The organism is Streptomyces noursei ATCC 11455 (assembly GCF_001704275.1).
In the GTDB taxonomy this organism is placed as follows: Bacteria; Actinomycetota; Actinomycetes; order Streptomycetales; family Streptomycetaceae; genus Streptomyces; species Streptomyces noursei.
Map to the genome: position 1 here is coordinate 8142562 of NZ_CP011533.1, position 22067 is coordinate 8164628.

Sequence of the window (22067 nt, forward strand, 5' to 3'; positions counted from 1 at the left end):
GGGCCCGCGCGTGTCAGAACGGCGATCGACGCGGCGCGAGTCGCCAACCCGACGCGCACAGACGCGACAGGCCCCTTCCGGCAGTGCCCGCCGCGCACCGGCGAGCACCACCGGAGGGGCCACCCTGTCCGACACCTCGCCGGGCCCACGACATGCCCTGAGGGCGCCGCAGCGGGGCACTCGGAGCCGCAGCGATCAATGCGACACCGCCGCCAACACCATTTCCACCAAGGGCCTACGAGCTGCGCCACGGTGCCCTGGTTGCCCGGGACCGGATGCGGGCGGTGGCCGTGGCGGCGATCGGTTGTCCGAGCACGATCCCGAACAGGACCAGAACCAGTCCGCATATCTGCTGCAGGGTGAGGGGCTCTTTGGCGATGACGGTGCCGAGCAGCACGCCGGTGACCGGGTTCAGCAGTCCGACCAGGCCGACAGTGGCTGCCGGCAGGTGACGCAGGCCGGCAAACCAGGCGGCGAAGGCGACCGCTGTCGCGACGACGGTGACGTAGGCGAATCCGAGGATCGCGCCCGCATCGAGGTCGGGCGGTGCTCCTTCGCGGACGACGGCCAGCGGCAGCACGACCAGGCCGCCGGCAATGAGCTGCCAGGATGTCGAGGCGAGGACATCGACCTCGCTGCTCCACCGCTTCGCGAGCACGTAGCCGAAGGAGGACGTCACCATCGCCGTGACCGATGCGAGGACGCCGAGTGCGTTCAGGGGGACGTCACCGGTGAGCAGCATCAGGCATACGCCTGCGAAACCGATGCCGACGCCCACCAGCGGGAGGCTGTAAGGGCGTTCTGCGTTCACGGCCCAGGCGAGCAGCATCAAGACCGCGGGCGATGACGCCATGATGGTGGAGGCGATGCTCGTCGGCAGCAGCTGGGCCGCGAGGTAGATCAGGGTGAAGAAGGACCCCACGTTGAGGGTGCCGAGCACCAGCGACTTCCACCACCACGTCCCGTGGGGCGCCTGCCGGCGCAGCGCCAGCAGCAGGACCCCTGCGGGCAGCGCCCTGATCGCCGCACCGTAGAGGGGGTGGTCGGTGGGCAGGTATTCGTGGGTGACGAAGTAGTTCGTCCCCCAAGCGACCGGGGCGATCGCCGTCACCAGTGTCCATCGCATTGTAGCTTCCATGGAAGGAATATAGCTTCCCTGGAAGGTACAATGGGGTCATGAACGACTACGAGGATCACGTCGCCCGCATTCAGGCCGAGTGGGCTCGCGAGCGTCCAGATGTGGATGTGAGTCCCCAAGACGTGATCGGCCGGCTCCATCGCCTCGCCGGTCTTCTGACCGAGCAGCTATGCCTGGTCTACCGGCGTTACGGATTGAACGAGGGGGAGTTCGACGTCCTGGCGGCTCTCCGGAGGGCCGGGCACCCCTTCGAGCGCGCCCCGGGCGAGCTGGCCACGTTCACCATGGTCACCACGGGCGCGATGACCAAACGCATTGACCGGCTCGAACGCGACGGGCTGGTCACCCGACGCCGGTCCGCCGAGGACGGCCGGGGGCGCGTCGTCGCACTCACCCAGGCGGGGCGGGAGCTGATCGACCGGGCCTTCACCGACCACATGAACAACGAACGCCGCATACTCGACGAACTCGGCCCCGACGAGGCCGCGCGCCTCGAACCACTGCTCACCGCCTGGCTGGCACGCGTCGAGCCGCCTTCTGGCGCACCGAAGTGACTCCACTGAATCGCACGGCCGAAGCTCTTCGACTCACTCGGCACCCTCGTGCTTCACCCGAACCGCGGATACGCCGACCTGAAGCACGCCGGGCCCCTTGGGTTCGCACTGAAGCGCAGAGCGCTCGGGGTGCGGTGGGAGCCGCGGAGCTCCGTGCACCCAACGGCCGTCAAGAACAAGCTTGTTGGACCTATCGCGCCCGATCCTCCCTGCGAAGTCCTGCTCGACGAGCTGCTGTCCGTTGTCGCCTTCGGCCGTGACCGGCTTTTCAGCGGCTTCCAGCTTCAGGCGTGCGTGCGGTGGAGAAGTTGTCGTGCCAGGCGGCCCGGGCTCCCGAATCCCCGATGCGGTAGGTCTGCACGACCGCGCCGGCCCCCAGCGCCAGTGACAGCACCACGGCCGCGGCCTTGAGCGCACCTCGTGCGCGTGTTCCCGGCTGCACCTCCCCGGTGACTGCGGAAGTGTCGGCCTGGGAAGCAGCCTTGGTGCCGCGTTGCATCCACCACAGAGCCACCGCCAACGCGAACAGGCCCACCGTCCAAGGCAACAGGCCGTCGCCCAGCTCTGCGTGTTGGCGTACCAGAGGATCGCCGGCGACGTGATGCTTGAGCCACTCTCCCGCGTGGGTGGTGATCGGCACGCTGACGAGCGTCACCGCGGCCAGCGCCGGCAGGGCAAGTCCGAACCGCCGGGCCAGCTGGGGCCGGACAGCGCAGGCCAGCAGTGCCAGCGCGGTGAGCGGCACGAGCACGACCACGACGTGAACGAAGAGCACATGCGCGGGTATCCCGTTGATCAACGTAGGTCCCATGGCCTCTCCCTGCTTCCGTAGTAGCTGGCGGCGCGCAATCTACTACAGGCATGTAGACGCTTGAAGTCGCCCCGAGGCCACAGTGACCCGCGGACCGCAAATGAAGCCGTTCGCATCCCTGACCGGTCCCCGCGGGCGGGAAGGAGAGCGGGGCCGGCCCGTGCACGTTAGCTCCACACCGCAAGCGCACAACCTTCACGCGCTCTTGACGGTCACATCTGTGTCGTCAGTAGTCATCTGCTCGGGAGATCGAAAGTGAAGCGCACAGTCATGGCCTTAACCACCCTCGCCCTGGCTGGGGCGCTCGCCGCGTGCGCCAGCTCGGACGGCGTCAAGGTCGAGGACGCGAAGCCGCCTGTATTGAGCACGCCGGCGGCGACGGCATCTCCGGACAAGGCGATTCAGGATGCGGAGCGAGATCGCGGGATTCCGCCCAAGCCCGACGCGGCCACGCGGGCGAAGTACATTCGCGCGCTGGAGGCCATCTCGCCGGCCATCGTCAACGGCAAGGAAGACCGGGCGGTGAGTCGCGGTCGGGACACCTGCGGGACAGTCCACAGTTTTCCCAAGGACCACGCCAAGCAGGTGGATATCACCCGCCAACGATTCAGCGGGGCGAGGGAGTTCACCACCGCGCAGGCTGAGCAGATTCTCGCCGCCGTGCGGACGCATCTCTGTCCGAAGAAGTGACCTCGCCTCGATGGCCCGGCAGCACCCTCTGCCGGGCCGTCGGCATGCCGACGGAGGGCGAGCTCCAACGATGGCTGAGCCGACCGGCGCTCGCCGACCGGGACCGCGAAGCCGCGCGCCGCCTGCATGTCGAGGAGCCGGGGGGCTGGGGAGCTGGGGGTAAGTCGCGCAACGAGATCGCCTGACCGGAACGACCGGCCGCCCCGCCGCCACCGTGAACAAGAGCGCTCGCACCGAGGGGCTCACGTTCTCAGGCGGCTCGCCTCGATCCGCCCGGGGTGGAGCGAGTGCGTGCCAGCTGTCGTGTGGTCGAGTCCACATTGAGTGGGCTCATGCGCGATGGAATAATCGTCCGCATGACGATAACTCGTGAGGGTGTCTACGCCGCCGTCCGGAGCATGCTGTCGGGCGTCGAAGGGCTCGACGGTGCGGACGTCGTCGGCGACGGCCCGCACGATGCCGGCTACCCCCATGCCGAAGTCCACGACGACGCCGTCCACTGGGTGGTGCTGGAGCGCAACAAGGAAGTGGAGCGCCGCGCAACCGGGGACCTGGACGAGTTTCTGTACTGGGCGGCGCTGCACACCACCCGTGATGCCGCCTCCCGCTGGGAGCTCGACCACCGCGGTCTGCTGCCTGGCTGCAGCGACACCCGGGTGGGGTGGCTGGCCAGGCAGGTCCAACTGCTGGGGCTGGTCCGACCCGAGTGGGCGGAGAGGTTCCGGGCGCAGATCCCGCAACAGTGTCCGGGAGTGCGCCTTCAGGACGTGGACGCCTATCCGGTCGGGGGGCGGTCGTGAGGCTGTGGCGGCGCAGGAAGCAGCGGCAGGAGCGGTCGGCGGGGGGAGCGGAGGTGTGGGACCGGTTCGGGAGTCCACTGGGGAGGTTCGCGCACCCGGAGGGGACGCCATTCGCCCAGCGTTCCCTGCCTCCCACCTATCTGGCGTGCGGGTACCACGTGTACAGCTGGATCCGACCGTGGACCCAGGAGGACACCGACAAGTACGGCGTCATCCAGGGCGGCAAGGTCGCACCCTGGTTCGGCCAGCCCGGCGGCGGAACACAGTTCATGCTCCCGGAGGGCATCTCGGTGCAGTGGCTCATCGACCAGGGCTACATCCGTGAGGAACGCGTGCGGTGATCGAAATCCAACGCCGATGAACCGGAACGGAACCGGTTGGCGTCCTTGGTTTCCCTGTACGCAGCCAATGCGGTGGCCTGCTGGTGTGATGGCTTCGGAGGCAGATGATCGCGCCGGCGTGAGCTGTATCCGGAACTGGGACCGCCGGGCCAGGCATGCGACGGTTGTTCTGCGGCGGTCCGCCAGGCGCTTTCCCGACGACCGGGATCTGCTGGGCTTCTTCGGCGAACTCGTCGTCCCCGGCAAGGGATTCACCGAGCTGTGGACCGCGCACCTGGCCGGCGATGAGCGCGGCCACCGGCCGCGGGATCTGCGGACGCCGACCTGTCATCGCCGGCACGCGAAGCGGCCCCTCGCTCTTCGCAGGGCGTGGCGACCAGGCCGTTCGGCCCGTCGCGGGTCGCGATGCGTGCGGTGGAGGACGCGTTGCGGGAGTCCGGCATGGACTGGGCCGTCCTGCGGCCAGGCGGTTTCGCCTCCAACGCCTTTGCCTGGGCGGAGTCCGTCCGCACGCAAGGGACGGTCGCCGCGCCCTTCGGCGACGTAGGGGTGCCGGTCATCGACCCGACGGACATTGCCGAGGTCGCGGCGGCCTGTCTGCTGGACGACCGGCACGCCGGCAGGGTGTACGAGCTGACCGGGCCGGAGGTGATCACGCCGCGTCAGCAGACGGAGGCGATCGCCGCCGTGCTCGGCTCGCCCGTCCGGTTCCACGAACTCACCCGCGACGAGGCCAAGGCGACCATGACCCGGTTCGTACCGGTGGAACTCGCCGACGACACCCTGGACATCATCTCCGCTCCGAACCCGGCCGAACTGCGGATCAGCCCGGACGTGGCACGAGTCCTCGGCCGCGCCCCGCGCCCCTTCCGCAGCTGGGTCGCCCGCCACATCGCCGCTTTCCGCTGAGACACAACTCAACCGAAGCACCCGGGCGCCTCGTACGGAGGTGGCCGCACGAGGCGCCCACCTCCGCATCGCCGCCGCCGTCAGCGCGCGAGGTTCCGAGCCACGCGAGCCCTCAGGCCGGGCCGTACGGAACAGACCGCCGCAGGGCCAGCAACGCAGTGCCGCGCACCGTCGACCGCACCGAGACCACGTCTGAAGCTCGCACGGCTGCGCCGGCCAACCACGGCTGCGCCGGCCAACCCCGCCTGCTGTCCGCCAACTTCGGCCCACCGGTTTGCGGCATCGCGGCCGAGCTGCTCTTGCTGAGCGCAGTCGTGACGGCGAACCATCACCCACGGCGGGCTCACGAACTGCATCCTGACTCGACTGACCGTGGCCTGATGCGTACCTCACCTTGGATGCGCCCGCCTCGCCGACGCGCCACCCCGATCCGCGGTCGGCACCTCGAATGCGAAGTGGTGCACGTCACTTGAGGCGGCGTCACAGTTGCGGGCCCTGCGGGGTCTCTCTGGAGAACAGAGGCGCAATCCCGGCGACCTCGGCGCGGCCGTCGTTCCGCGCCCGCCAGCGCCCGCCGGCCACGAGAAGGGACGGGTCATGGAAACCTTGACCGTGCAACGCGTCATCGCGGCGCCGCTCGCCGACGTATTCGACTGGTGCGCCACCACCACCAACTACACCCGCACACCGTTCGTCCTCAAGGCGCGGTTGGCCCGACCGGGACAGAGCGCACCCTACGGAGCGGGCGCCGTCCGGTTGCACACATGGGCGATCGGCTGGTTCCGCGAACGGATCACCACCTACAACCCGCCGTATGACTTCGACTACGTCGTCGAACGCAGCTTCCCGCCGGCTCGGCACGAACTGGGCCGGATGACCTTCACCGAGGTGCCTGGCGGCACCCTCGTCGCCTGGACCACCACCTTCGAGGTCCCCCTCCCTCTCGTCGGCGCCGCCCTCACCCGGGCACTCGCCAAGCCCGTCGTCGCCCATGTCTTCGGCAAGATCCTCTCCGCCGCCGACACGGCACTCACGACCGCCGCGACCAACCACCGCTGAGCGGGCCGCTCGTCCGCTCCTCGACGAGCCCGGATCCCCCTCTCTGTTCGTCCGGGCGAGCGGGGCACACAGCAGGGGAGTGGAGTGACGTGGCGTATCTGCGCGCTGCACCCCGTCCGTACAGAGTGATGGCGGGCACCTCGAATTCTTGAAGGTGCCCGGCAGCGTCTGAATCGCAGCGTCTGAATCGAAGCCGCCTGGAAGGCATTGTCGATAGGCTGCTCGGATGTTCACAGTTCGTCGCGCCGGCCAGTACGACGGGGACATCCTCGGCGAGATCCACGCCGCAGCCTGGGAGGCGGCCTACGCCCCCTTCTTCGCCCCGGAGTTCGCCACCCGGGCGGTCCAGAGCAGGCGAACACGGTGGCACGAAAGGCTCGCACAGGGAGCAGGGGCGATCCTGCTAGCCGAACACGACAGCCGTCCTTTGGCGATGTCCGCCTTCAGCCTGTCCTCGACTCGGCCGGGTCTTGCCGAGATTCTCACGTTCTCCAGTCACCCCGACAGCTGGGGCAGTGGCGTCGCCGCCGCATTGATGACCGAGACACTGCGCCACCTGCGCAACGACGGGTTCAGCGAGGTGCACCTGTGGACACTGCGCGACACTCCACGATCCCGTCACTTCTACACCAAGTGCGGTTTCACCGAGCGCGGCACCGTACGCACCCACGACTTCGGCGATGGGAACTCCCTTGACCAGGTCGAATACGAGCGAGTGTGCTGAGACTTCCAGGGGACTCCTGTCGTCTCCCGGCCCGCGACGCGACCAGCCGCAGCTCGCCGCCGTGCTAACGGAATTGATGGCCGGCCGCCCTGGCGGGCAGACGGCCGCCCGGCCTTCGCGGGCACACCTTCAGGCGGTCGATGCCCGGCGCTGTGCGGCGCGATGGCGACGGTAGTAGGAGATCGTGACGGCTGCGGTCAGCGGGCCCCAGAGGACCAGCGGCTGATAGAGAACGCCGACGAGCAGGTGTCCGGTGGACGTCATGTCCGGATGCGGATACGTCCACCACCAGGGGACGTTGGCCCAGAGCGCGGTCAGGACGACTGCGCCCAGGGCGGCAGGGACGACAACGGCCATGGGGCGGACCCTGCGCCCTCCGACCAGCGGAATCCAGCGCGGGATGACCTCGCCCCACGGTCGTACCAGGCCGATCGTCAGGAAGGCGACCAGCTCGCAGAGCACGCTGAGCGTCAGCATCCATGCCTTGGACCCGAGCGTCTCGTAGGGCACGAAGCCCGCCGCGGTGTAACCGGCGGGGAATCCGAGCACCATGGCGATGCGCCACAGCCCACTGGGCAGCACCACCAGCGTGGTCAGATGTGCGGCCCAGACCGCCCAACGGGCAGGTGTCGGTGCTGATTTGGTGGGCGAGGAGGGCACGTGAAAGTTCATGTGACCCATCCTCAGTCACCGTCTGACGCCGTCCGTCAGCCTGAGCGGCACACTTGTATGAGCCGCCGGCACGAGACTGGCGCGGTGTTGATCGGGCCAGCGGCGGAAGCGCAGTCATCCTCCGCGACGATGCGCCCGGCGGACTCGTGGATTCAAGGGTGCGGTCGCGGTCGCGGTTGCAGTGGTGGCTGCAGTCGTGCGCCGTCCCGGACGCGGTCGTGGGCACGGTGGACGCGATGGGGGACGGGTGACGGGCGGTCGTGCGAGCCCTTCAGATCCTCAACGGCGGTCCACCGCGCCGTCCCTCGCCCCGAAGCCCGCCCCGAAGCCTGCCCCGAAGTCCTCCTCGAAATAGCTGTCGTGCCGGACGCGGAACTCCTTGAGTTCCTCGCTGCCGCGCTGCGACATCTCCGCGACCCTTTCGAAGAACTCCTCGCGCGGGGCGCCCGGGGAGAAGAGCATGAGCATCGACATGGGTTCGTCCGTGACGTTCTTGAAGGCGTGCAGGCCGCCGACCGGCACGTACAGGAAGTCGCCGGCGCGGCCCGTCACCCACTTCTCGCCGTTGACGAGCTCCAGCTCCCCGGAGAGGACGTAGAAGGACTCCGACATCGCCTTGTGGAAGCGGGTCTTGGCGCCGGCGGCCCGCGCCGCCAGGCCCACCTTGCGAGCACGCGACGGTGGCGCACCGCGGCCCCCACGGCGGTGAGCGCGGTCGAGTCGATGGGTGGCGCCGGGAACTCCCAGTAGTTCTGAAGCCTGGTCAGGCGCAGGGATCGCATGGACACCCGCAGCGGAGCGGGCATCACTTGCTCCAGGGTGGCCAGCGCCCTCGCCGCGTCGTCTCCCAGGCCGAACACCGTGCTGGGCGCGGTCTGCAGGGCCACCGCGACGGCAAGGGCCTGATCGTCGTTGAACAGCAGCGGCGGGAGGGTGTGCCCGGCGCCGAGCCGATAGCCGCCGTCGGGGCCGTGGACGGTGGTGATCGGGTGGTCGAGCTGGCGCAGCGTCTCGATGTCGCGGCGGACGGTGCGCTCACTGACCCCGAGCCTGCCGGCCAGTTCACGCAGCGGCCACTGCCGGCGCGATCCGAGAAGGGACAACAGCCGCAATGCCCGTCGTGAGGTGCTCGCCATCGCCCTATCATGGCCGGTCCCGGCCACTCGGTGTCCACTACCGGTGTCATCGTCGGTCCGCGAAGGCAACTGGCGGTGAAAGGGGACGACATGCGTGTGGTTGTGGTGGGTGGCGGGATCGGTGGGGTCGCGTTGGCCGCGGGGTTGCGTCGCCGGGGTTTCGAAGTGGCGGCGTTCGATCGGGACGCCGAGGTCGCGGCGACGGGCGGCTACCACATCACCCTGGACGAGCGGGCGCAGTCGGCACTGCGGGAACTGGTCGCGCCGGAGATCATGGAGCGTCTGTTGGCGTCGGCCTCGGCGTTGCGGCTGCGCGACCGCGACGCGTTCTGGGACCGGCGGGGCCGGTTCCTCGGCCACGGGCCGGATCTCAGCGGTGATTCCGGCGTCGATATCGACCGCATCACCCTGCGCACGTTGCTCGCCGAGGCGGTCGGCGGTGATCTGCACCTGGGGCGGACCGCGTCCGCGATCGGGCCGGCGGCTCGACTGCGCCGACGTCTTTGACGATGGACGTCTGCGTGCCGGGGTGGCTGGTCGACGCCGACCTGCGGGGATACGCGCGGTGGTGGTCCCCTGCCGTGGTACCGGACGCGCCGCTCGTGGGTTCGTCGGGCACCATAGTGATCATGACACGCACCGCCGAGCACGCCGCGAGCGCGAGGGCGAGCAGTCACCACCGCCAGCTCTCTCACCTCGGTCACCTCGGTCACCCGGGAAGTGTCCGAAGCCTCGTGTGACTGGCGACTGCTCGCGTTGCGTCCGTGGGGCGGTGTGCCGTCTCTCGGGCCCGGAGCGGGCTTGCTCCTGCCAGGAGTTGAGATCGCGGGTGTTTCGCGCTCCCATCCGCCGCGGTATGGAACCGGGATGTCCAGCACTCGGTGCACCGCCTGCCTGGTGGGAGCCCTGTGGCCCACGACTTGAGAAACGGGGAACGAGGGTTGTTGGACGAGACGGTGTTCCGCAGCGACGATGTGCCCGCGGCCGAGCGGTTCGATTACTGGGCCGAGATCCTGGGGCGTACCCACGCTCCCATGGAGCTGCGCAGCGACCACGCCGATGACTTCCGGGCATGCCAGCGTGTGGTGGACCTCGGCGCCGTCACCGTGTGGTCCGCCACCTATCTTCCGTTGGTCTTCCGGCGCACGCCGAAGCTGATCCGGCAGTCCGATCCCGAGGCGTACCACCTTGCACTCGTGGTACGCGGCACCGGTGCGGGTGCGTGGGCGCACCGGGAAACCGAGTACCAGCCGTACGACCTGTTCCTCAACTCCTCCTCGCTGCCGGCCGACGTGCACAGCAGCGGGGCCACGGTCACGACGGTGGCGCTGGAGCTTCCCAAGACCATGGTGTCGCTACCGCGCGACGTGGCCCGCCGGATAGTGGGGGTGCCGGTGTCGGGACGGGAAGGGATGGGCGCCCTCCTGGCACGGTTCCTCACCCAGATCACCGACGACACCACCCCCTACCAGCCTGCCGACGGCCCCGACTGGGCGTGGTCCTGGCCGATCTGACGGCTGCGCTCTTCGCCCACCTGCTCGAAGCAGGCGACTGCCTCCCGCCGGAGACGCACCGCCAGACCCTCATCTTGCGCATCCAGGCGTTCATCCGGGAGCACCTGCACGATCCGCAGCTCACCCCCGCCGCGATCGCCGCCAGCCACCACATCTCCACCAGCTATCTGCACCGTCTCTTCCGGGACGAGGACGCCACGGTCGCCGCGTGGATCCGTCGTCTACGCCTGGAGGCGGCCCACCGCGAGCTCACCGACCCGGCACTCCGGGCCGTCCCCATCCACGCCATCGCCACCCGCTGGGGCTTCCCCCGGGCGACCGACTTCAGCCGCGCCTATCGCGCCGCCTACGGCACCACGCCGAGGGAGCAGCGGCATGAGGCTCTTCGCGGCCAGGAGTGAACATCGCCGACGCGGTTGTGCAGCCAGCGTGCGGCCGGCGGCCACTGGCGCCCACCTCCGTACACCGGGCGCGGGGCGGAACCAGGCCCGCCACCGTCGGGTGGCGGGCCTCCAGGGCCTGCTGGTCGGGCACCTTTCTCAGCCGACCTTGTCGAGCAGCAGCTTCGCGGCCACCGCCGCCCCGTCGGCGCGGATCTGACCGGCCACAGTTGCTGCCCGGGCTCGGGTCTCGGGAGCCAGGGCGATACCGAGCGCGGCCGACAGGGACTCGAAGGTCGGGTTCGGGCCGTCGTGTGCCGCCCCGATGCCGAGGTCGGCCACGCGGCCGGCCCAGTACGGCTGGTCCGCCAGCTGGGGTATGACCACCTGGGGCGCACCGGCCCGGGCGGCCGTGGTCGTGGTGCCCGCGCCGCCGTGGTGGACGACGGCGGCGACACGCGGGAACAGGGCGTGGTGGTCGACCTCCCCGACGGCGAAGCAGTCGTCCTGGTCGTCGGCCACGGCCAGGTCGGCCCAGCCGCGGGAGAGAAGCACCCGGCGGCCCTGCGCCCGGACCGCCTCGATGGCCGCCCGGGCCACGTCGTCCGCGTCGCGCAGGGGAATGCTGCCGAACCCCACGTACACCGGCGGCTCGCCGGCGTGGAGGAACGCCTCCACGTCGGCCGGCAGCGGGTGGTCGTCCGTCCGGAACCACGCGCCGGTCTGCACCACGTCGAGGTCCGCCGGCTCCTGCCACGGGCCGAGGACCGGGTCGGTGGCCAGCCAGGGGCGGTCGGTGAGGACGTGGTCGCGGAAGTGGTCCACCGGCGGCAGGCCGATGGACGCCCGGTGGGCGTTGAGACCGGTCCCGAACAGCACGTTCATGTTTTCGGTGTCCAGGTCCCACAGCATGCGGTTGTCGGTCACGCCGGGCGGGAACGGCCGGCCCGGCCGCTCGAACGGCGGGTGGTGGGGCGAGGGCAGGTAGGAGGGGAAGTAGGCGACGAACACGTAAGGGATGCCCAGGTGCTCGGCCGCCGTGCTCGCGCCGGCCGCGGCCGGGAGCAGACCGGTCGCCAGGATCACGTCGCATCCCTCGGCCGCCGTGACGACCGCCTCGTACGTCGTGGCGGTCATCGCCGCCGCGCGTGCGGGCAGCCCCTCCGCGGGAGCCTTCGTCTTCCCGGTGAGCACCCCCTTCACGAACGGGCGCACCGGCTCGCCGATCGGCACCAGCGGGAGGCCGACGGAGTCGAACAGCTCCGCGAAGTCCGGAGGCGTGCACATCCGCACGTCCACTCCGAGGTCCCGCAACTGCACCGCAACCGCAACCAGCGGTTCGACGTCTCCGCGCGACCCGTAGGCCATCAACAGCACACGCATGTAGTGAGTCTCGTTTCGTGGGATTCCGCGCTCGGCCTGGCCTCGGGGTTCCGGGTCAGGAGGGCGATTCTGCGGCACCCCCGGGGTCTTGCGGCAAGCCCCCCTGTGCGCTATATCTTGATCATGGAAAGAGCGGCTGCTTCCCTTTCCAGCTCTGGTCCGCTGCTGACGGACGAGCACACGCAAGTCACCACTCCCGCTTTCGCGTTCTCGCGCCTTGAGCGTCTGCGGCGCTCCGAGCCTCGATGGGTTTCCGCGCAGGCTCCGCGCACGGCTTGAAGCCCCTTGCTCCTTCTCGGGTCGGCCCTCCTGGACGCAGCCACTTCCGGCGCAAGCAATCCCCAACCCTCTGCAGCCAGAGATGTTCATGAGATGACGCCATCGCCTGGCGAGGCGGCGGGAAGGGAGTGCTGTGACCGTGTGGGAAGTCGAGGGGCGAAACGGAGCCCGCTGGGCGCTGGTCTCCGTCGCGTTGGGTGTCTTCTGCATCCAGCTCGACTCGTTCGCCCTGAACCTGGCCCTGCCGCACGTCAGGGACGAACTCGGCGTATCCAGCGGGGAGTTGCAGTGGGCGGTCGGTTCGTACCTCCTGTCGTGCGGCACACTGATGTTGGGCGCGGGCCGGATGAGCGATCTGTTCGGCCGGCGCCGCCTGCTGGTCGGGGGACTGGCGCTGTTCGGACTGGCGTCGCTGTGGTGCGCACTGGCGCCCTCGCTGCCGGCGTTGGTGGCGGCCCGCGTGGTACAGGGCGCGGGCGGCGCGTCGATCATGCCGGCCGGACTGGCGCTCCTGACGAACGTCTTCCCGCCCGCCGTGCGCGGCCGGGCCACGGGGTGGGCGCTGGGCATCGGCGGACTGGCCACCGCCTGCGGCCCCTTCGTCGGCGGTGCCCTGACCCAAATGGTGTCCTGGCGGGCAGTGTTCTGGCTCAACGTGCCGCTGGGTGTGGTGGCTGCGATCTGCGCCCGTCGGGCCCAGGAGTCGCGGGACACCACGGTCTCCGGGCGCGTCGACTGGCCGGGGCTGGCCACCGGGACCGCCGCCATCGCGGCCCTGGCCCTCTTCGTCGACCGTGGCCCGGTATGGGGCTGGACGTCCCCCGCCGGCCTCGGCGCGCTGTGCCTGGTGGCGTTGGCGCTGGTGGCCTTCGCACGGATCGAACTCCGCACGGCCGATCCGCTGATCGCGCCCGCGCTGTTCCGCAACGGCGCTTTCGTGGCGCTGACCGCGGCGGGCGCGGTGGCCAACGCCGCGACCGTGGTGTTCCTCTTCGTCGTACCGCTCTCCCTCCAAGACGGCCAGCGGCTGACGCCGTTGACGGCCGGGGTGGCCTTCATCGCCCCCGCCGGGGCCATGGCCGCCGCCGGCCCCTTCGCGGGCCGGGTGACCAGCGCACGCGCCGTACCGGTGATGGCGACGAGCCTGGGAGTGGGCGCGGTGGTCCTGCTGGGCGCGGCGTTCGTCTCCGGACTGCCGCTGTATCTCGCGGCGGTGACCGCCGGCGGGGCGGCGCTGGGCGTCGGCAACGCCCTGACGCTGACCGCCACCCAGGGCGTCATCCGGCCCGAACGCGCCGGTGAGGCATCCGGCTTGACCAAGACGGTCATCACGGTTGCGGCCGGGCTGGGCGTGGTCGCCGCAGGCCCCGCGACCGACCCCGGCGGCACCGCGGCGACCGGCGACAACGGGCCCTTGGCCGTGGCCGGAGCCGGCTGCCTGGCGGCCTGCCTGCTGCTGGTCCTGTGGAGGTGGGTCCGGCGCCGCCGGCGCGCTCGGCGATCGCAAGAGCCGGTGCCCTCGGCGTCGGACAGCGTGGTGCGCTGACCGCCGGCATTCCCCTGCGCTCGTGCCGTACGACCTCTCACCGGCCGGGCATCGCGCTGGTGACGCCCCATGGCCTGGCGCGCCGGCTGCCGCCGTCCCCACCGCCGCCACGCGGCAGAACCTGCGGATGCGGGTGGGCTCCGACAGGCTGTGGCGCCGGCTCACTCGTTCAGGCGCGCGTCAGGTGCTGTGGACGCGGTGAACGGCCACGGTAGGGGTGAGGGTTCAGCAGATCGGTGAGGTGCTTCCCGGCGCTGTCCTGACATCGATGCTGCCGGCTTCGAGCGGCGACCCTGAGTTCGAGCGGCGACCCAGAGGAGGTGGACGATGAGCGTGCCGCTGATCGCTTCGATGTGCGGCGATCCGTTCTTCGACGCCTCGTGTGCAATCGATGGCCGGCGCGGGATGCCTGCGGGACGGGCCGAGGTGGACTCGTGCCCGGGCAACGGGCCGCCTGGGTAGCGGCCCGTCGAGTCAACGTACAAGCCATCCAGCAGAGGGATGATGATGGATCCGAACGGGGCAGAACCCGTACACACCGTCAGCGTGCTGTCGGTGGCGCGTCAGCCCGGCTGCCCCTTCGACCCGCCCGAGGAACTGACGCGTGCACGCCGGCACGGCCCCATCAGCCGATGTCTCTTGCCCGGCGGCCGCCAGGGCTGGCTGGTCACCGGCTACGACCTCGTCCGATCGGTCTTGGCCGACTCGCGGTTCATGTGCGTCCGTGGGCTCACACTCGATTCGTACGTGGATATCGGCGACGTCGTGGTTCCTCCGGTGGCACCGGGCGAGTTCACTTTCATGGACGAGCCGCAGCACAGCCGATACCGGAAGCTGCTGGCCGGCGAGTTCACCGTCCGGCGGATGCGCATGCTCACGGAGAGCATCGAGCGGGTCACCGCTGACCACCTGGACGCCATGGAGCAGGACGGGCCGCCGACAGACCTGGTGACCGCGTTCGCCGAGCCCATCCCCGCGATCATGATCTGCGAGCTGCTGGGGGTGCCGTACCAGGACCGAGGCTCCTTCCAGGAACAGTCCGCGAGGCTCTTCAACGGGGATGCGAGTGCGGAGGAGCAACTGGCCGCCTACACCGCGCTCCGGGAGTACATCGCGCGGCTGGTGGCCGTCAAGCGCGCCCACCCCACCGGCGATGTGCTGGGCGACCTGACCAAGAGCGACCTGACCGATGAGGAACTGACCGGTGCCGGCTTCCTTCTGCTGGCGGCCGGGCTCGACACCACCTCGAACATGCTGGCGTTCGGCACCTTCGCCCTGCTCAGCCACCCCGGACAATGGGCTGCGCTGCACGCCGACCCCGCGATCGCCGACAAGGCCGTCGAGGAACTGATGCGGTATCTCTCCGTCGCCAAGACCTTCATGAGAACCGCGTTGGAGGACGTCGAACTGGGCGGCCAGACCATCACGGCCGGTACCACGGTGCTCCTCTCGCTCCACACCGCCAATCGCGATCCCCGGCGCTTCCCCCAACCGGACACTCTCGACATCGAGCGGCAGGCCATCGGACACCTGGGCTTCGGCCACGGCAGACACCAGTGCCCGGGCCAGCAACTGGCCCGTGTCGTGATGCGGGTGGCCTTCCCCGCGCTGGTCAACCGCTTCCCCACGCTGCGCCTGGACGTACCGCCCGAGGCGATCGACCTGCACTCCGAAACCGCTGATGTCTTCGGGGTGCACAGCCTCCCGGTCGCCTGGGATGCGTGATCCCTTCGAGGCCGTTTTCCCAAGTTCCGCCGCCGTGCGACGTGCACCCGCCCGTACGGCGTGCAGCACCCGCGCCGGCAGGGGACCTGTGATGGCCTCGACCGTGGGGTGAGGGTCGGTGTCGGTGGCCAGTTCTCCTCTGTCGATGCCGCGGCGGACCAGGGCTTCGGCACGCTCAAGGCGAGTGCTCCAGTAGGAGCGCCGCCCTTCTTCCAAGTCGTCTTCGCCGCGCACGGTGCCCAGGTGGAGCAGCGCGGTGCCGGCCGGCGTCGCGAGGTATCGGGCCAGCGCCGTGAACAGCGCGGTGAGGTCCGCGCGCACGTCACCCACCGGCCGGACGGCGGTGGCCCCTTCCCCACGGTGGTCTTCTTCCACGGCGGCGGCTTCGTCGCGGGCGATCTCGACACCCACGACGACGTCACCCGGCGGATGTGCCGCGACGTGAACGCCGTGGTCGTGGCCGTCGAGTACCGGCTGGCGCCGGAGCACCCCTTCCCCGCCGCCTACGACGACCGCCTGGCCGCCACCCACTGGATCGCCGAGCACATCGACGACTACGGCTGCCGCCGCGACCGCCTCGCCGTGGCGGGTGACAGCGCCGGAGGCAACCTGGCCGTCACCGTCGCCCTCACCTTCCGCGACGAGGGCCGGCCACTCGTCGCCCAGCTCCTGGTCTACCCCGCCACCGACTTCGTCGGCGACCACCCGTCCCGCACCGAGAACGCGAACAGCTACTTCCTCGGCACCCAGGACGTCCTGGACCTGTAAGACCTCTACGTAGGCCAAGACCGCGCCCTGCGCGGCTCGTTCAAAGCCTCCCCGCTGCGCGCCGACAGCTTCGCCGGCCTCGCCCCCGCCATCGTCGGAACCGCCCAGTACGACCCCCTGCGCGACGAGGGCAACGCCTACGCCCAGGCCCTGGAAGACGCCGGCGTCGACGTCTTCGCCCGCACCTACGCCGGGCTGATCCACGGCTTCCTCAACCTCTTCCCGGTCTCCCCGGCAGCCGACGCGGCCGTCACCGAGCTGTACACCCGGCTCAAGCATCAGCTCCGGGCATCCGCGGGACGGTGAAGGCGTCGGCCTGGTCGAGGATCACACGGCCGGGGCATCCTCGACCGCTCCGAGGACCTCGCGACGTGACGAACGGAGAGCCGATCGACAGGTAGCCGAACAGGAAGTTCGGACCGTGCCCGGAGGGCGCGTTGAGCGCGTCAGCGGGTGGGGCCGATTCCCCAGGCGACGGCTCGGGCGGCGGCGGCCGCGCGGTTGGGGATGTCCAGCTTGGCGAGGATGTGCTCGATGTGGGTCCCCACGGTGCGCGGCGCGATGCACAGCCGCTCGGCGATCTCTCTGTTGGTGCGGCCGGTGGTCAGTTCGGCCAGCACCTGGACCTCCCGGGGCGAGAGCCCACCGGGTCGCCGCGCGTCCGCCGCGGGGTCGGTCGCGGTGGCCTCCTCGCGCGGCGGGCCTCCTTGGGCGACGGCCGCGGCGAGGGCCTCGGTGAGCAGGGTGACCACGGCGCGCGCCGGGTCGGGCGTGCGCCGCGGTCGGCGGGTGCTGACGTTGAGCATGCCGACGTACCGGCCGTCGGCGGTGAACAGGCACTGGGCCACGCCGTCCTCGATGCCCAGGGGAGAGAGCACCTCCGTAAAGCCCGGCGATGCCGCCAGGAGGTGACGGGGGACGTCCCTGAGCCAGAGACCGCCTCGGGCCGGGCTGTGCAGCACGGCGAACACCGGGTCGTGGTGGAGGCGGGTCTCGATGTAGGCGGTGGCCTCGTCCGGGTAGCTCCCGGCCAGGGTGGTGTGGCGCCGGCAGCGCGGATCCCATCGGGCCAGGGAGGCGTGGTCGTACTCCATCACCTCCGACAGCGCCGCCAGGACCGCGTCGAGCCCGGTGGCGCCGCTGGTGGCGCTTCTGGCGGCCTCGCGAACGTGGACGGCCGCATCCAGGATGTCCGCCGTGCTCCGCTGCGCTGCCACCCCCCAAGGATGATCATGCGCCCGGAATACGTCAATCGCGACGGGTCATGTCAGTTGCGGAGGGCGTCGTGCACGACCTGCCCGTCGAGGACGGTCAGGACGACCGGCATCGTCGGGATGTCGTGAGGGTCGGCCGTGAGCAGGTCCCCGTCGAGGACACAGAGGTCGGCGACCTTGCCCGGCTCCAGAGAGCCCTTCCAGTCGTCGGCGAAGTCCTGCCAGGCCGCGTCGATCGTGTACGTACGGAGCGCCTCGGCGAGCCCGATGCGCTGCTCGGGGCCGCTGACCCGGCCGGCGGCCTTCGACTCGCGCAACACCATGGTGGCGACGCCCTGGCGCCAGTCCGGGGAGGTGACGGGGGCGTCGGACCCGCTTGCGACGCGCACGCCGGCGTCGAGGGCATCGCGGTAGGGCCATGCGTACGCGGCCCGTTCGGCGCCGACGAACTCCTCCTCCATGTCGGCGACGGTCCACTTGATGGTGGGGTTCATGTTGACGCCGAAGCCGTGCGCGGCCAGCACCTTCATGCTGTGGGCGGTGAGGAAGTCGCCGTGGATGACGTAGTGGCGGGCGTCGGGCCGCGGGTGCTCGGCCATGGCCGCGGCGAAGGCGTCCGTGACGGTGTCGATGGCCCGGTCGCCGGTGACGTGGACGCCCATCTGGTGCCCGGCGGCGTGGGCGTGCTGGATGATGGCGTCGATCTCGGCGATCTTCTCGCTGTCGGTCTCGCCGCCGACGCACAGGGATCCACAGCCGCCGCCGATGTACGGCTCGTTCATCCAGGCCGTCTTGTTGGGGACGATGCCGTCGGCGAAGATCTTGACCCCGTGGATCGTCAGGCGGCCCGGGGCGGGGTCCGCGGCCTCGCCTGGGGCGGTGAGAGTGGCGAGGGCGCGGGCGAACTCCTCGGCGGTGCTGGCCATTCCGGTGGGCAGGAGCAGGACCCCGACGCGGGCGGTCAGTTCGCCGTCGGCCAGCAGTTGGCGGTAGACGTCGAGGGTCTGTGCGCCGAGTGCGCCACGCATGATGCCGTCGCCGCCGGGGCCGAGCCCGGGCTCGGTGTAGCTGGTCACGCCGAGCCGGGCGAGCGTGGCGAGGGTCGACCTGATCGCATCGGTCCGCTCCTGCCGGCTCAGCGGCGGCAGCGCGTTCTGGACGAGGGCCTGGGCCCCTTCGTGGAGGAGCCCGGTCGGCTCACCGGCCTCGTCCACGACGATGGCCCCGCCGGGCGGCGCGACGGAGTGCCGGTCGATCCCGATCAGTTCCAGCGCCTTGGAGTTGACCCAGGTGGCATGACCGGAGAAGGAGTACAGGACGACGGGGTGGTCGGGGCTGACGGCGTCGAGGTCGTGCCGCGAGGGCAGCCGCGACGGGTCGGACACGCACTCGTCCAGGTAACCGGTGTCCCAGCCGTGCCCCGTGATCCACTGCCCGACCGGGACGCGCCCGACGGCCTCCCGTACCTCCTCGGCCACGTCCGAGAGGGAGGACACGGCGGGATGGCCGAGGTCGACGGAGAGCGGTGGCGTCGACATGCCGAAGGCGCATCCGTGCAGATGGGAATCGTTGATGCCGGGAAGCAACGTCGCTCCGTGCAGGTCGACGACGCGGGTGTCGGGCCCGATGAGCGGCGCGACGTCGTCCCGCCCGCCAACGGCAGTGATGATCCCGCCGGTCACCGCGAGTGCCGAGGCTACGGAGAATTCCGCATCGACCGTGACCACCCGTCCGTCGAGAAACACCAGATCCGCGTACGCGTCCATGGAAGGTCCTTTCAAAAACCGGGCGCACCGAGGCCACCCGCGAACGATCTCCCGAGGACTATGAACCACGCCCCCACCAGCGCACATCGGTCATCCCACCGATACGCGCTCGCCTCCCCTTGTCTGTCAGTCGTCGATGGCCTGGTAGAGCGTGGTCCAGAAGTCGTGGATGAGTTGTGCCGGGGCGGGGAGGGACAGCCCGACCTGGGTGAGGAGGACGCCGACGAGCCCGTTGCGCGGGTCGGCGTAGACGGTGGTGCCGGTGCCGCCGTCCCAGCCGAACTGGCCGATGGGTGCGTAGTCGCCGCGGTAGGTGCGTACCGCCATGCCGTAGCCCCAACCGCCGTGCTGGCCTTGACCGAAGGAGATGTGGACGTTGTTGCGGGCCAGGTCGTTGCGGGCGGCGTTCTGTTCGGGGGTGAGGCGGTTGGTGGTCATCAGTTCCACGGCGGACCGGGACAGGATGCGTTCGCCCTCGTGCATCCCGCCGTTGAGCAGCATGCGGAAGTAGGCGTGGTAGTCGTCGACGGTGGAGACCAGTCCACCGCCGCCTGACGGGAACGCCGGAGGCGTGCTGTACTGCCCGCCCGCCGCCTCGTCCCACACGGTGAACTCCCCGGTTTGCGGGTCGGGCGTGTAACAGGGGGGCAGCCGGTCGATCTTGCAGGCAGGCACGTGGAAGCCGGTGTCCTTCATGCCCAGCGGGCCGAAGATCCGTTCGTGCAGGAACGTGTCGAACGACTGGCCGGTGACGCGGGCGACGAGGACACCGAGCAGGTCGTTGCTGATCTGGTACTGCCACTGCTCTCCGGGCTGGTGCATCAGCGGCAGCGTGGCCAGTTGACGCATCCACTCGTCCGGCGCGGCCACCGCCGTCGCGCTCTGGCTGAAGATGCCCCGCTCGAAGACCGCGTCCATGATCGGGGTGCCCAGCGACGTCAGATCCATGCCCAGGCCGAAGGTGGAGGTCACCAGGTCCCGTACGGTGATCGGCCGCCGCGCCGGGACGGTGTCGTCCAGCGGGCCGTCGACCCGCTTGAGCACTTGGCGATCGGCGAGTTCGGGCAGCCACGGCTCGACCAGGTCGTCCAGCCGCAGTCGGCACTCGTCCAGCAGGACCATCGCCGCCGCCATCGTGACCGGCTTGGACGTCGAGGCCATGCGGAAGATCGTGTCACGGCGCATGGGTGCCCCGCCGTCATGGCGCATCGTGCCGATCGCTTCGACGTGCGCGTGACCGCCCCGGCTGACCAGGGCGACGAGTCCGGGAATCCTTCCGGACTCCACGTGCCGCGCCAACACGTCGCGCACCCTGCGCAGCCCGGTTTCGGAGAAGCCGCCGTGCTGACCGGGAGTGATGTCGAGGGACATGGTGTGGCTCCTTGTGAGATGCGTGTGACTGGTGACTGGTGACTGGTGACTGGTGACTGGTGACTGGTGACTGGTGGTTGGTGGTTGGGTGGGTGGTTGGGTGGGTGGGTGGTCAGAGGCTGCGGGCGGTGATGTCGCCGTGGGAGGTGGTGGCGCGGATGTCGAGGTCGGCGGTGCCGTCGTTCTTGAGTGCGTTGCTGATGCGGCCGTGGGTGGTGTGGGCGTCCAGGGCGGCCGAGACGCCGCTGGCGGCGCCGATCGTGATGTGGCCGGACTGGGTGTGGAGCGCGACCTTGCCGCCGGTGGCCTCGGTGATGCGGATGTCGCCCCGTGCGGTGCTGATCTCCGCGGGCCCGCCCAGCCGGCCGACCTCGACATCGCCGTCGACCGCGGTGAGGCGCAGGCCGGCGGTCTCGTCCAACGTGATCTGGCGGTAGGCGCCTTCGAAGACGACGTCGCCGAGCCGGCCCAGGGTCCGCAGTTCGGCACTGGCGGTCTTGGCCTCAACTCGGGAACCGGCGGGCAGCTTGACCGTCACCTCGACCGATCCCGAAGGGCCGAAGTACTGGTCCTGCGCCGACGACACGATCCGCAGGACCCCGTCGGCGCATTCCACCGAGGTCTGCTCCGCCGCCTTCACGTCCCGGCCCTTCGAGGCGTTGGCGGGCAGGACCTCGACCACGGTGTCGGCCCGCTCCGCGGCGATGAACTGGACGCGCCCGGCGGGGATGTTCAGGACGGCGGAGATCGGGGTGGGGGTGTCGAACTTCTGCATGGTGTGCTCCCTTTGCGTTTACGGTCGGGCTGTTTCCGAACGATGGAAACGCTACGTTGCTTTCCGCGCCCCGGCAACGAGTTCTTTGCGTGAAAGGAGCATCGCTGCAGGTGGATTGATGGAAATCGTTGCAACGCCCTCTCGGCTAACGCAATGACCAAGTGGCCGATCATTGCAATGAATTGAAGGTGAACGCTATGGCTGAGGCACTTGGCCCGCCGGCGCACGAGTTCCTCAGGTGCGCGCGTGAAGCGCTTGTCGAAGCCGGCGGGCCGCTCGCCTCGGCTGCCGCGGTGCTGGCGGTTGGCGTGCTGATCGCTCGGCTCGGGGATGGTGTGCTGATGCGCCTGCTCTGCCGTATGCGCGGTTTTCCGGACGGCGGTGGTGACGGTCGGCTGCGTCCGGTCAACTTTCGTCGTGGGCCGTCGCGACCAATGGCGGGTGCGGTTTCCGGCCATGGCTGCCTAACGTGGCCGCGTGACTCGTGTGGAACGTACAGGCCCTGTGGTGTC

The 22067-nt window shown here is 70.1% G+C and carries 19 protein-coding genes and 6 pseudogenes; 14 read left to right on the forward strand and 11 right to left on the reverse strand.

What is annotated here, in order from left to right; genetic code table 11:
- Positions 1–235: 235 nt before the first annotated feature.
- Positions 236–1138, reverse strand: coding sequence for a DMT family transporter (locus SNOUR_RS34805; RefSeq protein ID WP_067355091.1), 903 nt, complete (start codon positions 1136–1138; stop codon positions 236–238).
- A gap of 38 nt (positions 1139–1176) precedes the next feature.
- On the opposite strand from SNOUR_RS34805, the gene SNOUR_RS34810 reads away from it, so the two are divergent.
- A complete protein-coding gene (locus tag SNOUR_RS34810) occupies positions 1177–1692 on the forward strand; it encodes a MarR family winged helix-turn-helix transcriptional regulator (RefSeq protein ID WP_067355093.1) in 516 nt (171 codons plus the stop codon).
- 268 nt (positions 1693–1960) lie between these two features.
- Here SNOUR_RS34810 and SNOUR_RS34815 read toward each other — a convergent pair whose 3' ends face one another.
- Positions 1961–2503 (reverse strand): DUF2231 domain-containing protein, encoded by a 543-nt coding sequence (locus tag SNOUR_RS34815; RefSeq protein ID WP_067355096.1) that lies wholly within the window; start codon positions 2501–2503, stop codon positions 1961–1963.
- A gap of 255 nt (positions 2504–2758) precedes the next feature.
- Between SNOUR_RS34815 and SNOUR_RS34820 the strand changes: the two genes are divergently transcribed.
- From SNOUR_RS34820 to SNOUR_RS34845, 8 genes and pseudogenes are all read left to right on the forward strand, one after another.
- Positions 2759–3193: a DUF732 domain-containing protein gene (locus tag SNOUR_RS34820; protein ID WP_159425965.1), complete on the forward strand. Its 435-nt coding sequence runs from the start codon at positions 2759–2761 to the stop codon at positions 3191–3193.
- Complete coding sequence (locus SNOUR_RS46525; RefSeq protein ID WP_159425966.1) at positions 3190–3378, forward strand: hypothetical protein; 189 nt, start codon at positions 3190–3192, stop codon at positions 3376–3378. Before SNOUR_RS34820 ends, SNOUR_RS46525 begins: the two co-directional genes overlap by 4 nt.
- Before the next feature lie 171 nt (positions 3379–3549).
- Positions 3550–3993: an Imm63 family immunity protein gene (locus tag SNOUR_RS34825; RefSeq protein WP_067355100.1), complete on the forward strand. Its 444-nt coding sequence runs from the start codon at positions 3550–3552 to the stop codon at positions 3991–3993.
- Between the two features lie 53 nt (positions 3994–4046).
- Positions 4047–4334 (forward strand): TNT domain-containing protein, encoded by a 288-nt coding sequence (locus tag SNOUR_RS46530; protein ID WP_067355102.1) that lies wholly within the window; start codon positions 4047–4049, stop codon positions 4332–4334.
- Between the two features lie 88 nt (positions 4335–4422).
- A pseudogene (locus SNOUR_RS49310) lies at positions 4423–4599 on the forward strand (MmyB family transcriptional regulator); the annotation flags it as partial.
- 35 nt (positions 4600–4634) lie between these two features.
- Positions 4635–5243, forward strand: a pseudogene (locus SNOUR_RS34835) (NAD(P)H-binding protein); the annotation flags it as partial.
- 597 nt (positions 5244–5840) lie between these two features.
- Positions 5841–6302, forward strand: coding sequence for an SRPBCC family protein (locus SNOUR_RS34840; protein WP_067355105.1), 462 nt, complete (start codon positions 5841–5843; stop codon positions 6300–6302).
- A 226-nt stretch (positions 6303–6528) separates the two neighbouring features.
- Complete coding sequence (locus tag SNOUR_RS34845; RefSeq protein WP_067355108.1) at positions 6529–7026, forward strand: GNAT family N-acetyltransferase; 498 nt, start codon at positions 6529–6531, stop codon at positions 7024–7026.
- Positions 7027–7155: 129 nt separating this feature from the next.
- Here SNOUR_RS34845 and SNOUR_RS34850 read toward each other — a convergent pair whose 3' ends face one another.
- From SNOUR_RS34850 to SNOUR_RS49315, 3 genes and pseudogenes are all read right to left on the reverse strand, one after another.
- A complete protein-coding gene (locus tag SNOUR_RS34850) occupies positions 7156–7698 on the reverse strand; it encodes a hypothetical protein (RefSeq protein WP_067355111.1) in 543 nt (180 codons plus the stop codon).
- Between the two features lie 279 nt (positions 7699–7977).
- On the reverse strand, positions 7978–8475 hold the full coding sequence (locus SNOUR_RS34855; protein ID WP_079143057.1) for a cupin domain-containing protein: 498 nt from the start codon (positions 8473–8475) through the stop codon (positions 7978–7980).
- Between the two features lie 233 nt (positions 8476–8708).
- Positions 8709–8834, reverse strand: a pseudogene (locus tag SNOUR_RS49315) (HTH domain-containing protein); the annotation flags it as partial.
- Between the two features lie 9 nt (positions 8835–8843).
- Here SNOUR_RS49315 and SNOUR_RS34865 point away from each other — a divergent pair.
- Both SNOUR_RS34865 and SNOUR_RS49600 read left to right on the forward strand, forming a co-directional pair.
- Positions 8844–9341: an NAD(P)-binding protein gene (locus SNOUR_RS34865; protein WP_312634562.1), complete on the forward strand. Its 498-nt coding sequence runs from the start codon at positions 8844–8846 to the stop codon at positions 9339–9341.
- Between the two features lie 434 nt (positions 9342–9775).
- A pseudogene (locus tag SNOUR_RS49600) lies at positions 9776–10749 on the forward strand (AraC-like ligand-binding domain-containing protein).
- Between the two features lie 138 nt (positions 10750–10887).
- Here SNOUR_RS49600 and SNOUR_RS34880 read toward each other — a convergent pair.
- Positions 10888–12111 (reverse strand): glycosyltransferase, encoded by a 1224-nt coding sequence (locus SNOUR_RS34880; protein ID WP_067355120.1) that lies wholly within the window; start codon positions 12109–12111, stop codon positions 10888–10890.
- A 412-nt stretch (positions 12112–12523) separates the two neighbouring features.
- Between SNOUR_RS34880 and SNOUR_RS34885 the strand changes: the two genes are divergently transcribed.
- Both SNOUR_RS34885 and SNOUR_RS34890 read left to right on the forward strand, forming a co-directional pair.
- On the forward strand, positions 12524–13936 hold the full coding sequence (locus SNOUR_RS34885; RefSeq protein WP_312634569.1) for an MFS transporter: 1413 nt from the start codon (positions 12524–12526) through the stop codon (positions 13934–13936).
- A gap of 507 nt (positions 13937–14443) precedes the next feature.
- On the forward strand, positions 14444–15661 hold the full coding sequence (locus SNOUR_RS34890; protein WP_067359031.1) for a cytochrome P450: 1218 nt from the start codon (positions 14444–14446) through the stop codon (positions 15659–15661).
- Positions 15662–15754: 93 nt separating this feature from the next.
- Here the strand turns inward: SNOUR_RS34890 and SNOUR_RS48615 are convergent.
- Positions 15755–15991: pseudogene (locus SNOUR_RS48615) on the reverse strand (TetR-like C-terminal domain-containing protein); the annotation flags it as partial.
- Here SNOUR_RS48615 and SNOUR_RS48620 point away from each other — a divergent pair.
- Positions 15905–16735: pseudogene (locus tag SNOUR_RS48620) on the forward strand (alpha/beta hydrolase). The pseudogenes SNOUR_RS48615 and SNOUR_RS48620 overlap by 87 nt on opposite strands.
- A 140-nt stretch (positions 16736–16875) precedes the next feature.
- Here SNOUR_RS48620 and SNOUR_RS34900 read toward each other — a convergent pair.
- The 4 genes from SNOUR_RS34900 to SNOUR_RS34915 form a co-directional block, all read right to left on the reverse strand.
- Positions 16876–17646: a helix-turn-helix transcriptional regulator gene (locus SNOUR_RS34900; protein WP_067355126.1), complete on the reverse strand. Its 771-nt coding sequence runs from the start codon at positions 17644–17646 to the stop codon at positions 16876–16878.
- Positions 17647–17696: 50 nt separating this feature from the next.
- Complete coding sequence (locus SNOUR_RS34905; RefSeq protein ID WP_067355128.1) at positions 17697–19409, reverse strand: amidohydrolase; 1713 nt, start codon at positions 19407–19409, stop codon at positions 17697–17699.
- Positions 19410–19535: 126 nt separating this feature from the next.
- A complete protein-coding gene (locus tag SNOUR_RS34910) occupies positions 19536–20780 on the reverse strand; it encodes a serine hydrolase domain-containing protein (RefSeq protein WP_067355130.1) in 1245 nt (414 codons plus the stop codon).
- 112 nt (positions 20781–20892) lie between these two features.
- Positions 20893–21555, reverse strand: coding sequence for a DUF4097 family beta strand repeat-containing protein (locus tag SNOUR_RS34915; protein WP_067355133.1), 663 nt, complete (start codon positions 21553–21555; stop codon positions 20893–20895).
- Between the last annotated feature and the right edge of the window lie 512 nt (positions 21556–22067).